Source organism: Corynebacterium amycolatum, assembly GCF_016889425.1.
In the GTDB taxonomy this organism is placed as follows: domain Bacteria; phylum Actinomycetota; class Actinomycetes; order Mycobacteriales; family Mycobacteriaceae; genus Corynebacterium; species Corynebacterium amycolatum.
The window spans coordinates 46,577-60,987 of record NZ_CP069513.1 but is presented as its reverse complement, the minus strand read 5'-3'; the positions used below and the strand labels follow the sequence as shown (position 1 = coordinate 60,987).

Genomic DNA, 14,411 nt, shown 5'->3' with positions numbered 1-14,411 from the left:
CTGCTGTAACTAAGGGCAACTTAGCTGTTCGGACGCTTGCCGTGGTTAGCCTTGTTCTTACGGCGGTCCTTGCGCTTACGGCCACGCTTGCTCATAGCTGGGCTCTCTTTCTATCGGGTTAAACAGGTATCAACCGGTATAGATTACACGGTAAGGGGTAAGTCTTTTAATTAGACTGCGGTGCTGGTGCGAGTGCGACGAGTGCGGCCGCGGTTGCGACGGCGCTTCAGTGCGCGACGCTCGTCCTCGCTCATGCCGCCCCAGACACCTGCATCCTGGCCGGTCTCAAGTGCCCAAGCCAGGCACTGAGCGGTAACGGGGCAGCGGTTGCAAACGACCTTGGCCTTAGCAATCTGGGCGAGAGCCGGGCCGGAGTTACCGACTGGGAAGAACAGCTCCGGATCCTCTTCACGACAAACGGCCTTGTGACGCCAATCCATGACAAACTCCTAAAACATTACGAGCCCCGGGTGAGGGCAGGGTTAAATTTCCTTGCGGGAAGGCAGCTCCGGAAATGGATTTCGTCAGACACGACAAATCGCCGTATCTCAACGAGGGTTGGGGTTCATTCCCGGTTGCCCAGGGGTATTAGGCATCTTGGGAGGGGCTACCTGTTGCATCACCTATGCGACGTGAAAGGTAGTGGGGACTCACCAAAGAGTTTGCGCCTAAAAAGGCGAGACTTGCATAGTTGCACATCCAGTGAACTGCGTGCCTGTCTCGCTGACGGTTTACATGTTTTCACGACTGGAGCGGTTCGTAAAGAGCAAAATGAATAAAAGTGCCAAACCTCACAGAAAAGTGAAGTTTTGGTTAAAACGCCAGGTCAAAACTAGCCCCTTGTGGGGGTGATTTTAGTTTTGGTAATTGCAGTAGTGAGGGTGTATGGCGCGTTTTTGTTGGCTTGTCAGTAAACAGTTACAGCTTAAGCCGGGTTTGCCTCGGTCTTTTGGCTTGTACTGAACAGGCGGCGTGTGCGATCCATGGCCTTTTTGGTCACCACAACGAGCAAGCGCTCGTCCACGGGGCGGGTAGCGACCTTCTTGGTGAACTGGTCCTCGGTGTAATCGTCGGCACGCGCCACAAAATTGATTGCGCCTTGCTTAACGCGGATGTTGAGGGAATCGCGCTGATTGATGTACTCGCCGTCCAATTGGAGACGAAGTGGAGCAGTAGCGGTGAGCTGGATGTGCTGAGCGTTGTCAACGCGTCGTTCGCGGGCTTCTATGTGGAAGGGGGAGCGCAGTCGGGTGAAGAAACCGGCCAAATTGGCTGCGGCGACAAGCCCCGTCACTCCCTTTAAAGAAGTGAAGCCATAAAACCCCAGGCCCCTGCGCAGTGACACAGTGGGGTTGGTGACGATGGGGAGGTCGCCGAGGAATGTCCATGGATTGGAGTTGGACACCACAGCCATTGCGAGATCGCGGCCAAATTCCTTGCCGTCGATAGTTGCGGTGATTTGTGGCGGGCTTTTGCGCAACTCGTTCCATGCGGTGAAAATTGCCGGCAAATAGCGCACGGCTTTGGCGCGGGTGCCGTTATGTCGGAGCTGTTCCATGGTGGAAATGACTTCCGCATCGATGCCGATACCGGCATTGACGACGAAGCATCGCTCTGCTGCATGTCCAACGCTAATAGCGCTGCGGGTTCGGGAGCGCAGCAGGCTTGCGATGTACCACGCGGCATCTACGGGGTCGCGGGGAATGCCCAACGCACCTGCCAAGACGTTGGCGCTGCCTGTGGGAATTGTTGCGATGGCAGGCAGGTCAGTGGCAGGCAGTGCGGAGAATGGGTTGGAGTACATGAGCCCATTGACAATCTCGTTAATGGTTCCGTCGCCGCCGAGGGAAATAATGACGTCGTAATCGCGAACCGTTATTCCCGCGACCATTTCCTCAGCATGGCCGGGGTAAGCGGTGAACATGGATGTCAAGCGGATCCCATCGACTGAGCGAAGCGCCCGCACAATGCTGGGCATGCGTCGAGCAGAGTTACTGGTCGAATTCGGATTGGAGATTAGCAACGCACGCACAGGCACCAAGAGTAGTGCATGAATAGACCTGTGATGGGTGCATTGGTCGACTTGCCTCCAGAGTGTATTCATCGGTTCTCACCGGGCTAACATGTAGGGCGTGAGTAACCAGAAAAACAGCAGCAATGCGTCCAAATCGCGTACTACTGACCAGCTTGCGGTAACTGACGGGCCGATGGCCGCACCTCAGGTTGTCGTGGTCGGTGCGTGGATCGGTGTCGCCGAATGTACCCTCGGTCTGGGCTACGGAGTCTTCCTTCTGATTCGTGATTTGATGGGGTACCGCGACGAGGTCGCGGTCATTTCCGGTTGGGGTACCGCGCTGTGGTTCCTTCTCATTTTTGGCTCTGTTCTCGCTGGTGCGATTATGTTGCTGCGTGGCGCCCGTTGGGGGCGCGGGCCGATTATTATGCTCAACCTCTGCTTGCTGGGTGTGGCCTATTACATGTTCCGCTCGAGCGCTTTTCTGCTGGCTCTGCCGACGGCGGCAGCTTCAATTGCGGCGCTGGTCTGTATGTTTAGTCCGAAGGCGATTGACTGGGCTGCCCGCTCTTTTTAAATTTCGATGACGAACGCGTCGACTGACTCACCGCGCTGAACCAGTAGCGTGTCACCGACAACTGCAAGACGCACGGGCAGTTCCGGCTTGTCCGCATCATTTGCATGAGTGGACTTCGCAGCTGCAGGCAACGGGAGTGTGCCGATAATTTCGAGAGTTGAGGCATTCAATACCGCGACTCCGTCAGCGACTGGCATGAAAACATGCTCACCCCATGGAGCTGGGGTCCCTGTGGCCTCAGGAAACTCGAAATCCGGTGCCAGGGTGCTCGGACGGAAGCCAAGTAATCCACGTGGCGACCACCACGTCATGTGATGGGGGAGATCCGTTGTAAAAGGCGCACGCGGGGCATCGCCGTCGGAGTTAGCTTCAGCCGGTGCTGGACGCAGGGTAGTCTCACCCAGCGCCAATTCAGTTAGCATCGTGCCGTCCATACGAAAAACGCGAATGCGATTGTCTGTTAGTACCGCTGCCGTGTCCTGGCCAATCGATACCAGCGACATATCTGCAGTTACTGGACCAAGGTCAATATCGCTCTTGACCTCTGGTTTCCGCGATTCCTCCGGATTTGCCACCTGCATGACCAGGCGTCCGTGACCATCGCAATTGTTTACAACGGCCAGCAGCTCCACGCGTGTGAGCGCACTGATAATCGAACACTCTGGATGTGGCTGCATCTTCGGTTCCGGGGATGCTGGAATCTTGCCGTACTCGACTACTCGGACCAAGTCAGAACGCCACAGCTCCAGGAATCCAGAGTCGTAGACACCCGCGTATGAATTCGAGCGCACGGCGGCAAGGCTGTCAGCCGCAATCGATTTTCGGGTCGCGACATACTGCCCCGAATCGGGTTTGAGTGCAACGGTCTCACCGCAGCCAGCTGCCCCGCGAAAAGTCGCGAAAACTTGGCCATCACTGCCCGAGAGCGCACACAGCGGAATATCTCGTCGATAGTGCCATCGCTCCGTGCCGTCGTTAAGCGAGATAGCACGCACGCCCCGGTCCTCAGCAACGATGAGGGAGTTGTCCATCACCAGTGGCGCCGGGGAGATGGTGTGCGTGCTTGTGCTTGCCGACGATTCGGTGGACCACACCGGCCGGAGAGTATGTGGCATTGCCTCCGGATCGTTCGCAGCCGGGGCTTGCATTGCCGAGCCGGCAGAAGCCGTCGTTTCAGTGCGATCGACCTTGCGGGCCGGGGAAGCGACCCATGTCCAACCGATGACTAGCACTACGGCGATGATGAGAATGACTGATGCGATTCGATTTCGACGCAGTCGGGTCTCTGCAGTGGTGGGCTCAGCGTTGGCTTGTGGTGACTGCAGCACGGTTGGAATGTCCTGTCGACGAGTGGTCGTGGAGAGAAGTGAGGCGGGGGAGTTGGCACGCGCAGCAGTTTAGCGGCGGCGATGAGAATTGGAGTGGCCGTCCCGCCGTGAGTTTCGTCCTTGGCCGCGATTGCGATGGTGAGGCTGTGAGCGGTTGTTTCGCGGACCTCTTCCGCCACGCCCGCGAGGCGGTCGGGACCCCAACACCGGACGGGCTGGCCCGACCTTCTCATCGATTCCCTCGGGGATGTCAAGAGCTTCGGCGAGCTCGGGGGAGGTGGAAAACCACGTCGGAATCTCGGCCATGTCCAGGTCGAGAGCATCTGAAATAGCCTTCCACTTTGCGGTCTCATCCCAGCCGACGAGCGTAACGGCGACACCTCTGTGTCCCGCGCGTCCGGTACGGCCGATGCGGTGGACATAAGTCATTTCGTCATCGGGCACCTGGTGGTTGATGACGTGGGTGACATCGTCGATGTCGATACCGCGAGCCGCGACATCGGTTGCGACCAGGACGTCGACGTCGCCATTGCGGAACGCCGTCAGTGAGCGCTCACGTGCAGGCTGGCCCATATCGCCGTGGACGGCGGTGACCAGGAAGCCCCGCTCGCCGAGCTGCTCAGCAACGGAAGCGGCACCACGCTTTGTACGAGCAAAAATGATGGTGCGACCACGACCGTTGGCTTGCAGGATGCGGGCAATGACTGAAACCTTATCCATTTGGTGCGATTGGAAAACAATCTGCTTAGTGGTCTCATGGACTGTGGCCTCTTCCTCGCCTGATTCAGCGCGGATGTGCACCGGGCGATTCATAAAGGTACGTGCGAGAGTCAGAATAGGGCCCGGCATTGTTGCCGAGAAGAGCATGGTCTGACGTTCATCCGGCACCGCAGCCAGAATCTTCTCGATGTCCGGCAGGAAACCCAAGTCGAGCATTTCGTCGGCCTCGTCGAGAACCAAAATCTTTACGCCTGACAGCTCTAGATTATTGCGCTGGTAAAGATCGATGAGACGGCCCGGAGTGCCGACGATGATGTCCACGCCGCGGTCTAGCTGTTCAATCTGTTCCTCATAGGGGTGGCCACCGTAAATGGTGCATACACGCAGATTGGTTGAGTGCGCAGCGCGGGCTAAGTCCTCGCCGACCTGCACGCACAGCTCACGGGTGGGAACGACGATGATTGCGCGGGCAGTGCCATCCGGTTCTGGAATGCGGGCGTCATCAAAGACGCGGTCAATGAGGGGGACACCAAACCCAAGGGTTTTTCCCATGCCAGTACGGGCTTGGCCGATGATGTCCGTGCCGTCGAGCGCCAAGGGCAGCGTCAGTTCCTGGATGGCAAATGTGCGGTTGATTCCTTCGTCGGCGAGTGCGTCGCAGATTTCCGCGGCGACCCCCAATTCGACGAATGTCGGGGACTGGGACTCTGCCACGGCGACTCCTTTGCTGTTTGTAACCTCACGTGACACGACGGCTTAATCGGTCTCTCTAATCCTAGCCGCTTTGGGAATGGTTATGATGTCACCTATGGACATCACTATTGGATTTGCAGACAATACGCGTGAGCTGAGCATTGAAAACGTCGCTGGTGGCGAGGAGGTCAAGGCTGCGATCTCCCAGAAGCTGGCTGCTGGCGAAGGTGTGATTGAGCTCAGTGACGGCGCTGGTCAGGAGTACCAGATTAATGCTGCCAAGGTCGCCTACGTCCGTACCGGTAATAACGCAGACCGTAAGGTTGGCTTCTTCGCCTAATGACGCAAGAACCCTTTCTCGTACGCATTGCAAGGAGTTGGGGGTGGCGAGCCTATGCCATCCCCGTACTTGTGGTGCTCACAGTCATCATTCTCTTCGACATCTTCACTGCTGAAGATGATTCTCCAGGTTCCGGCAATGGCACTGTCACCTCGCAGAGTGGTAACAGTCGCCCTGGTCCGGTGCCCGGTGAGGGGTACGGTGATGGTTACGAGGGAGGACAGTTGCCACCTGGTCCGGCCTTTGCCACGGAACCCTCGGGAAATTTTAAAGATGTCACCGTGGCGCATCCCCGTGTCGGGGAGGGGCGCCGCAATGCGATCAGGTATTCCGTGGAAATTGAAGACAACATTGATGTTCCTTCAATTGGTGGCGAGCGCGCCTTTGCGGAGACGGTGAACTCGATTCTGGCCGATCCACGTGGCTGGACAGCTAATCCAGATTTTTCTTTCGAGGCAGTGCCTCGCGATCAGGATCCGACGATTGTCGTGCAGCTTTCCGCGACTGGAACCGCACATCAGCTGTGCGGAAACACCTTGGGAATGGAGACCTCCTGTTACCTGTCTGGGCAGCGGGAAGGTGAGCCTGGGCGCGTGGTCGTCAGTATCGCCCGGTGGGTTCGAGGTGCCCTGCCTTTTGAGGGGGACCTGGGATTGTATCGCCAATACCTTATTAATCACGAGGTTGGGCACGGACTTGGGTACGCGGTTCACGAGCCCTGCCCGAGGGATGGCGGTATCGCGCCAATCATGATGCAGCAGACCCTGAGCGTGTCGAACGATGAACTGCATGAAATCGACAGCAGCGAGGTCTATCAGACCGATGGCAAGACGTGTTCTGTCAACGGCTGGCCGTATCCATTTGGGGCGGACGACGATACGGCCGCACCGACTCAGAAAGCAAGGTAGTAGCAGATTATGATTGCCACTCCTCCCGACCGTGTTTTGGAGGCCTTTGGTGCCGAGGGTGAGCCGCATCGTGCCGGGCGAGCTTGGGACAATGGCTGGGTCTACGACGATTCCATTGTCCTTTCGCCGGTACATAATTCGGCGCAGGCGCTGTGGTCTGCAAAGGTTCGCAGCGCGCTAGATGTCGATGGCGTCCGAGTAGCGAAATCCGTGCGTACCAGTGACGGCCGCTTGGTCATTGCTGGGTGGCAAGCCCGTCATTTCATTCCGGGGGGATTCGCGCCACGTGCCGATGAAACCATTGTTGCCGCTGGTCGCGTGGAAGAGTCGCTTGCCAGTATTGAACGGCCACAGTTCCTCCTTGATAAGGAGCCCGATTACTTTGTCATGTGTAATCGCGCAGCTTGGGAATCTGACCCAATCGGCATCCTCGAGCAGCTTCTCGACGCGGATAGCGTCCCCCGCGCCGATTGCGCCGAGGCTCTCACAATCTCCGGTGATCTTCTCCAGTTGCGGGCAGAGATGGTTGTGCCAACGGAGCTTCTGCAGGTCTGTCACGCAGACCTCGTCGGCACGCTGCTTTACGACGGCACGGCCGCCCCCGTTCTCACCGATATCGTGCCAGCATGGCGTGTCCGTGGTTGGACAGCTGCCTTAGCGGCAGTGGATTGTCTGTCCATGATGGGTGCTGATGAAGAGCTACTGCGACGCTTCGATCATTTGCCGGATTTCGGTCAGTTGCTCGTTCGTGCGATGTGCTATCGACTTTTTGTCCACGCTGTTAGTCCAGAATCGCAGCCGGGTGCGTATCGTGGCCTGTTCCGTGCGGCTTCGCTAGTCCGCGCGTTTGTGTCTAAGTAACGCCTGGCAGTATTCACGGGAGTTTTTGGGGCGGGGGTATTTTTACCTCTATTTCGAATGGGTGTTCGAGTGTCTGTCCGGAGGTTGTGCCACAATGGTGCACATGAACGTAGATGGAATGCCGAAGGTTCGGTTCGTCCAGGAGGAACCGCCTCGTCGTCGGCAGTGGTTGGGTACTGCGGTAGAGGCGCTTTTCCCTTCCCATAATCGGGCGCTCGTGGTAGCGAACAAGCTTGTAAACCAGCCTGTTGTGCGCGTTTTAGGCGGCCCAGGGACTGGCAAGAGTTCGCTGCTGGCAGATCTCGCGGTGGACTACATACACTCGGGCATTCCGGCGGACAGCATTTTGGTGGTGTCACAGTCAAAAGAGGCCGCCGCGGAATTGAGGCGGAATATTGACAGGCGTTTTTCCTCTGAACTGGGGGAAGGCGGTTCGTTCGGGGCAGGTCAAGGTGGCATGGTGCGTGCCGTGCATTCACTTGCCTATGCAGTAGTACGTGATGCCGCCGTCAGTCGGGGAGAGCCTGAACCATCGTTGACCACTGGTGCACGCCAAGATGCTGTCGTGCGGCAGCTTTTGGCTGGTCATGCGGAAGATGGTGGTGCGTATTGGCCAGAGCGGTTGCGCCCGGCTCTTCCATTAGTCGGTTTTTCCCGTGCGGTTCGTGACTTTCTGCTGCGTGCAGCTGAGCGGGGGATTGATGCCCCGAGGCTTCAGCAGCTCGGCGTGGACTATGGCATTGAGTCGTGGTGTGCGGCTGGCAAGTTTATGGCGGAGTATCAGCAGACTATGCGGTTGGCGTGGGAGCCCAGCTTGAACGCTGCAGAGATTGTCTCTGCGGCATTGATGGAGCTGGATACAGACGCGCAAGCACTGGCTCGGTGGGGAAAGTCGGTGGTGCTGGTCGATGATGCTGAACACCTATCGCCGGAGGCTGCGCGTCTTGTGGATCGGTTTGTGTCGCAGGCGGCGGTGGCCGTCATTACTGGTGATGAAGATCAATCGGTATTTCACTTCCGCGGTGCTAATAATGACTATCTCCGGGGGATTGGTGAGGTCGAGTACAAGGCAATCCACTTGCAGCAGTCTTACCGCTGTAACGCTGATATCGCGGATTTAGTCAACGCAGTTTCTCAGCGCTTGCCTAAGGCTCCTGCATACCGCGGCATTGTTGGTTCAGTTGGAACACAAGAAGCTAGTGAATCCGACGTTGGAAACAACAGTGAGACCGTCGCAGCGGAAAACTCGTACGCAGCGAAAAGTGCAGTAAAAATAGCTATTCATCCCTCTGAACGTGCACAGCGAGCCACAGTCGCGGACTACTTCCGGCGCCTTCATATTGACGAGGGGGTGGCATGGAAGGATATGGCGGTCATTGTCCGGTCCGGTGCAGGGGAGTCCTCTCTGTTCCGTGCATTGTCGCGTGCGGGTGTGCCTGTGCAGATTGACCCAACGGACATCGTGCTAAGTCATCAGCGATTGGTGCGAGCGCTGATGGTGGCGTTGCGGGCAACTATGAACCAGCTCGATGACGTGGAGTGGGACGAGTTCCTCTCCGGCCCACTGGTCAACATGGATCCGATTGTCAAAGAGCGTCTGCTGCGCGGAATCCGAAAGGCCGACCTGTTCGGCGGGGCCGCGATGACTCAGCTCATCGGAATCTTGAAAGCAGATGGACTCACAACAGAGCAGCTGGAACTTATTGAGTCTCTGTCGCAGCGTGAACGTCAGGCGCTGCAGGTGCCGCTGGATCTATTGAGCGCAGCGCGTGAAGCGTTGCGTGATGGTGTGGAAGCAACTTTGTGGGCAATTTGGCAGTCCACTGGTTTGGCAGACCATCTGGTGGCGGCATCGTTGCGCGGCGGTACAGCTGGAGCATCGGCTGACCGCGACCTGGATGCTGTGATGGCACTGTTCGACTTTGCTGGTGACCGTGTGGAGCTGAATCCAAAGCTGACGGTTGACGGTTTTATCGCTTCTGTGGAAGAACAGGAGCTGCCCATCGGCGCACGTGACCGTAGCGGGGTAGAGCGCGACGCCGTGCGCATTCTCTCAGCGCATGCGGCTCTGGGCAGGCAGTGGAAGGCAGTAGCAGTTGTCGGAGTACAGGAAGGCCAGTGGCCCAGCCTCGGTGTAACTGGCTCGGTGATGAAGCAGAACGAGTTCATCGGTCTCGTCGACCACGGGATTGCACCGCGGGAGTACATCAATTCCATGGCGGATGCGCTAGCGGAGGAACGTCGTTTGCTGCACGTCGCGGTATCACGGGCTAGCGACAGGGTACTGCTGACCGCAGTCGATTCTCCTGATGATGTTGGAGTTCCCAGTCCGTTTGTTATCGAGCTCGTTGAAAAGCTCGGTAATTCGGGGACGGAGCTGGCGAAGCAGTCGGAAGCCTCTTCGGCTGCGAACGGAGTCGGGGCTACGGCTAATGAAGCAAACACCGGCAGTCCGGATGTTGCAGAGGCAGAAGAATCCAAATGGGCCGGTGAAGGCCTGCCACGGGTGCTCTCTGTGGAGTCACTGCTGGCAGAACTGCGTGCAGCCGTTGTAGACGATGCGGAGACTGAGACGCGGCGTCGACAAGCTGCACGTCAACTCGCGCGATTGGCGCAGGTTGAGGTTGCTGGCGCACATCCAGACACCTGGTGGGGGCTCCGTGCACCGTCGACCTCGAAGCCGGTAAATGACAAGAAGCCGATGAGAATCAACCCTTCCAAGGTGGAAGCAGCCCTGAGTTGCCCGCTGAAGGCCATGCTGGATAAATCAGCACCGACATCGGCCATGTATTTAGGCTCTCTACTTCATCAGGCGGTAGAAGCCGTAGCCAAGGGAGTGACTGTACCTGAGGCGCAGTCCGAAATCCGGCGTGTTTTTGGTGACCTGTCCGATGATCCGGAGTGGCGTAAGCGTACTGAGGAAGACACCTGGTTGACAGCGCTGGAGGATTGGCAGCGGTGGATTGAGACTAAGAAAGATATCGGGACCGAGGTTCCGGTAAAAGTCACCATCAACGATGACATCGTGATTGTCGGACGAATCGACCGATTGATTGAAGACGCTGATGGTGCAGTTCAAATCGTCGATATTAAAACCGGTAAGACAGCGCCCTCCGGTAAAGACGTAGAAGAACATGCACAGCTAGCTACATATCAGCTGGCGTTGTCGAAGGGGAAGCTCGTTGAAAGCGGAGATGGGCTTGCTGTGGACAACGGCGAAGGCATTGAACAATCAGGGGCATACCTGGTATTTCCGCGAAAGTCACACAATAAGACCATTATCACTAGTCGAGAACAGTCAAAGCTCACGGAAGACAAGTTGGCTGACTGGGAGCGTCGTGTGGAGCAGGTAGCACGTGCGACGTCTGGCCCGCGTGCCTTGGCGCTCGCTGGTGATCATTGCAAGTTCTGCACGCTTTCGAAGGCGTGCCCGGCAGCAGAAGGGAATCGGTAGCCATGTCGGAGGAACGAACCATCATTGATCCCGTCATCCTGTCGGAGATGATGGGCCAGGACTTTCCGCCCACCCCGCAACAAGCGGCGGTAATCGGTGCACCGATGGAACCAATGCTTGTTGTCGCCGGTGCCGGTGCTGGTAAAACAGCGACAATGGCTTCCCGTGTCGTGTGGTTGGTCGCCAATGGCTTTATCCGCCCAGAAGAAGTTCTAGGTTTGACCTTCACCAGGAAGGCAGCGCGCGAGCTCGGCGTCCGTATCCGACAACAGCTCAATGCGCTTGCTTCCTCTGCCGCATTTCGTGCACAGGCTTCACCAAAGGTACTAGCAAGCCTCGAGGTCATTGCCCCAACCACGCTTACTTACGATGCCTATGCCTCTGAAGTCGTTAGCAATTATGGTCTTTTGCTGCCGACGGAGCCGGGGGTCACCATTATGGATGGCGCGACGCAGTGGCAGTTGGCCTGGGAAACCGCTCGTAATGTGAAGGAAATTGATGTCGATATTGCGCCATCGACTCTGGCCAGTCGCATTATTGAGCTGGGGGCGAACATCGACTCAAACCTTTCTTCACCGCAGGCGATTCGCGAGGAAACCGAAGCATTCATCAGCAATATTGAGCAGACCCCGCAGAAGGGTAAACGCGAGGGGCTAATTGGCGATCTACAGGGCATCGTCGATAAGCAGCGAGAGAGATTAGAGATTTTGCCGCTGGTAGAACAGGTTCGAGCTCGGTGCAATGAAGAAAATGTCGCCACTTTCGGTATGCAGATGGCTCGTGCGGCCCGACTAGCCACCGACTTCGCGGAAGTCGGAGAGGAGGAGCGGCGTCGCTTTAAGATCATCATGCTCGACGAGTACCAGGACACGTCGCACACACAGCGGCTGTTCCTGCGTGCGCTGTTCTCCGGTGGTTGTGTCACCGCTGTCGGCGATCCGATGCAGGCAATTTATGGCTGGCGAGGAGCAACTGCCGAAAACCTTGTGCAGTTTGTCAATGATTTTCCGCGGTCGGATGGGAAGCCAGCGGAGAAAAAGCAACTGACCATTTCTTGGCGAAATCCGCAGTCAGTGCTGCAGCTTGCTAACGCAGTCTCCGACCGTGCTTTCGCGGGGCAGGCTCGTACAGTAGAGGCACTGGATGCCGGTCCAAAAGCAGGTCAGGGCGAAGTGCAGCTTGCTTTCACCGCAACCGGTGAGGAAGAAGTTGCATACATCGCAGATTGCATGGAGGCGCAATTACGCGAATGTGAAGCAGCTGGCAACAAGCTCGATGCCGCCATCCTGGTTCGGACAAATGCTGAATCGGCTGTCTATTTAGATGCACTGTCTGAGCGGGGTGTGCCTGCAATCATCGTGGGACTCGCTGGATTGCTGCATTTGCCCGAGGTCATGGATATCACCTCGGTGATGAAGATATTGGTCGACCCCAGTTCAGACCAGGATGCTCTGCGTCTGCTGCTCAGCCCACAGGTCAATTTGGGTGCCGCAGACGTGGAGGCACTTCGCACTCGTGTAGACCAGCTGGCAATGGCAGGCAAGGACGAGTTGGCCCGAAAGAAGGGCAACCTCGAAGAGACTTCAGACTCCTCACCGCTTTCCCAGCTCGCTCGCCAGTATGACAAGCTCGTGGAAGATGCCGAAGCAGCATCGTCCGCGGTGGGGCTGGGGCACGCCATCGCCGACCCGGATATTCGTTTTTACGACGGCACCCCGCTAGCGCGCGGCAGTGTGGGAAAAAATGGGCGGTTGGTCTGCAGCGAGTCACTGAACTACACAGATGAAGCAATGGCGCGCATCGCACAGTTGGGTGCAAGCCTACGAAAACTACGTCGGTTCTCGCTGAATAAGCCTCTACCGGAACTGGTCGAGGACATCGCTACTGAGTTTGGAATTCGCGTAGAAGCAGCGGCTGGACAGTACGGTTCCGCTACCGCGATAACCAGGCCGACGACTGCGCATCTGGATAGGTTTGTCGATATCGCTGCGACGTATTCGCAAAATATCTCGGACGATGTGACAGGGTTTTTGAACTATTTGGAGTTCGCTGTCGAACACGATGATGGTTTGGAACGGGCACCTATGAACATGCCGGAAAACTGCGTCCAAATCATGACTATGCACAAGTCAAAGGGGTTGGAGTGGGAAACGGTTGCTGTCCCGGGCATCACCACCAGCAAGTTCGACAGAGTTGATTTGTCATCGTGGCTCACCAATTCAGTTCAGCTTCCTCCTGGTGCAATTACCCAAGTGGATCCGCTAACGGCTAGTGCAGAAACAACAGGGGATGCAACACAGCTTGCAGCAGGCGATTGGGCTCCCGTCGCTGATTCTGTCGATAGCAATGCCCCCGAACTGGACATATCAGGCGCAGATAACCAAACCGACCTCAACAAGGTAATCAAAGCCTACAAGGAAGAGCTGCGAGAAGTGGAGAGGGAAGAAAAACAGCGCCTCTTCTACGTTGCCATGACTCGCTCCGCGAAAAAGCTCATTGTCACTGCAAGCAGGCGGCCTAATCCGAGCTTGAAGAAACCCACCGACGTGTCGGCGGACTTCGCAGCCATCGCCACGCAATTCAGCGACTATGTGGTGTCGTGGACAGATGGGGAGGACCCTGAGGTAGAGGACACCGAAGTCGATCTGGACTGCGACACTGCGGTTGATGGGGTGGTCTGGCCCGTCGATACCCTGGGCAACCGCCGAGATAGTGTGCAGCGAGCAGCCGAAAGCGTCATGCGCTACATGGGCGAAGACCAGGATGAGCGCCCCATTGCAGGTGACCTGTCTGAGGTATGGGAAACGGAAACGACCATTCTCGTGGATGAAATCCGTCGAGCTAAGGCCGCGGAGATTCATCTACCAATGCCGACAAGCATGTCCACTAGCGAATACCAAGCCATGATTGCGGATCCGGTCGCGTTTGCTCGTCGGAAAGCACGCCCGGTGCCGTTTAAGCCAAACCGATTCGCGCGCCGAGGTACGGCATTCCACGCTTGGTTGGAGAATCGCTTCGGTGCACACAGCCTGCTGGACGATGAGGATCTCTTCGGGAATCAACTGGATGACTTCCTCGGCACAGAACAAGTCGCGTCCGAACGCGAACTTGAGAAGTTGAAGGCGAATTTCGAGGCATCCGAGTGGGCTGACCGCACGCCAGTGCATGTGGAAGTGCCGTTTGAAATTGCCATTGGGCAACGGCGGGTCGTCGGCCGAATCGACGCGGTGTTTAAGGACAACGGGAAGTGGAGCGTCATTGACTGGAAGACAGGCCAGATGCCGCGCGGAAAGGAAAGGGAAGTAGCGGCGCTACAGCTGGCGATTTACCGCTTGGCGTGGTCGGATAGGCTGCGTGAGATGGGAGTGGAAACGGCCCCCGAAGACATTGAAGCCGGGTTCTTCTATGTTTCGGCAGGACGAACGCTAATACCAGATGAAGCGCTACTGCCAAGCAGGATAGAGTTGGACAGGAAAATGCGCGAGCTGATTGGATAATCATCTACGTATGTAACTG

General features: G+C 57.1%; 11 protein-coding genes. 6 read left to right on the top strand and 5 right to left on the bottom strand.

The features are described 5' to 3' along the window. Positions 1-20 precede the first annotated feature (20 nt). The 3 genes from I6J19_RS11005 to I6J19_RS00280 all read right to left on the bottom strand — a co-directional run bounded on the left by I6J19_RS11005 (position 21) and on the right by I6J19_RS00280 (position 2,032). Positions 21-95 (bottom strand): 50S ribosomal protein bL37, encoded by a 75-nt coding sequence (locus I6J19_RS11005; protein WP_014300525.1) that lies wholly within the window; start codon positions 93-95, stop codon positions 21-23. Positions 96-170: 75 nt separating this feature from the next. Beyond that, a complete protein-coding gene (locus I6J19_RS00285) occupies positions 171-440 on the bottom strand; it encodes a WhiB family transcriptional regulator (protein WP_005511107.1) in 270 nt (89 codons plus the stop codon). A gap of 485 nt (positions 441-925) precedes the next feature. Then, entirely contained in the window at positions 926-2,032 is a 1,107-nt protein-coding gene (locus I6J19_RS00280; RefSeq protein ID WP_224786649.1) for a diacylglycerol/lipid kinase family protein, read from the bottom strand. A 100-nt stretch (positions 2,033-2,132) separates the two neighbouring features. Here I6J19_RS00280 and I6J19_RS00275 point away from each other — a divergent pair, with 100 nt between their 5' ends. Beyond that, the gene (locus tag I6J19_RS00275; protein ID WP_224786648.1) at positions 2,133-2,591 is read left to right on the top strand and encodes a hypothetical protein; all 459 of its coding nucleotides are present in this window, start codon (positions 2,133-2,135) and stop codon (positions 2,589-2,591) included. Here I6J19_RS00275 and I6J19_RS00270 read toward each other — a convergent pair. Both I6J19_RS00270 and I6J19_RS00265 read right to left on the bottom strand, forming a co-directional pair. Beyond that, on the bottom strand, positions 2,588-3,919 hold the full coding sequence (locus I6J19_RS00270) for an Rv3212 family protein (RefSeq protein ID WP_038627943.1): 1,332 nt from the start codon (positions 3,917-3,919) through the stop codon (positions 2,588-2,590). The genes I6J19_RS00275 and I6J19_RS00270 overlap by 4 nt on opposite strands. 69 nt (positions 3,920-3,988) lie before the next feature. After that, positions 3,989-5,353 (bottom strand): DEAD/DEAH box helicase, encoded by a 1,365-nt coding sequence (locus I6J19_RS00265; RefSeq protein ID WP_038627946.1) that lies wholly within the window; start codon positions 5,351-5,353, stop codon positions 3,989-3,991. A gap of 94 nt (positions 5,354-5,447) precedes the next feature. Between I6J19_RS00265 and I6J19_RS00260 the strand changes: the two genes are divergently transcribed. The 5 genes from I6J19_RS00260 (at position 5,448) to I6J19_RS00240 (ending at position 14,392) form a co-directional block, all read left to right on the top strand. Continuing rightward, complete coding sequence (locus I6J19_RS00260) at positions 5,448-5,672, top strand: DUF3107 domain-containing protein (RefSeq protein WP_224786647.1); 225 nt, start codon at positions 5,448-5,450, stop codon at positions 5,670-5,672. Beyond that, positions 5,672-6,580: a DUF3152 domain-containing protein gene (locus tag I6J19_RS00255; protein ID WP_038627952.1), complete on the top strand. Its 909-nt coding sequence runs from the start codon at positions 5,672-5,674 to the stop codon at positions 6,578-6,580. Before I6J19_RS00260 ends, I6J19_RS00255 begins: the two co-directional genes overlap by 1 nt. Positions 6,581-6,589: 9 nt before the next feature. Further along, positions 6,590-7,441, top strand: coding sequence for a TIGR02569 family protein (locus tag I6J19_RS00250; protein WP_038627955.1), 852 nt, complete (start codon positions 6,590-6,592; stop codon positions 7,439-7,441). A 103-nt stretch (positions 7,442-7,544) separates the two neighbouring features. Next, positions 7,545-10,895 carry an ATP-dependent helicase gene (locus tag I6J19_RS00245; protein ID WP_235191231.1) on the top strand — a complete coding sequence of 1,117 codons (3,351 nt, stop codon included), beginning with the start codon at positions 7,545-7,547 and terminating at the stop codon, positions 10,893-10,895. A 2-nt stretch (positions 10,896-10,897) separates the two neighbouring features. Next, a complete protein-coding gene (locus I6J19_RS00240; RefSeq protein WP_038627960.1) occupies positions 10,898-14,392 on the top strand; it encodes an ATP-dependent helicase in 3,495 nt (1,164 codons plus the stop codon). Positions 14,393-14,411 lie beyond the last annotated feature (19 nt).

Excerpts from the sequence above, each read along its gene's own strand:
- I6J19_RS00285 (WP_005511107.1), bottom strand. The coding sequence starts at position 440 with ATGGATTGGCGTCACAAGGCCGTTTGTCGTGAAGAGGATCCGGAGCTG.
- I6J19_RS00260 (WP_224786647.1), top strand. The coding sequence starts at position 5,448 with ATGGACATCACTATTGGATTTGCAGACAATACGCGTGAGCTGAGCATT.
- I6J19_RS00255 (WP_038627952.1), top strand. The coding sequence starts at position 5,672 with ATGACGCAAGAACCCTTTCTCGTACGCATTGCAAGGAGTTGGGGGTGG.
- I6J19_RS00250 (WP_038627955.1), top strand. The coding sequence starts at position 6,590 with ATGATTGCCACTCCTCCCGACCGTGTTTTGGAGGCCTTTGGTGCCGAG.
- I6J19_RS00245 (WP_235191231.1), top strand. The coding sequence starts at position 7,545 with ATGAACGTAGATGGAATGCCGAAGGTTCGGTTCGTCCAGGAGGAACCG.
- I6J19_RS00240 (WP_038627960.1), top strand. The coding sequence starts at position 10,898 with ATGTCGGAGGAACGAACCATCATTGATCCCGTCATCCTGTCGGAGATG.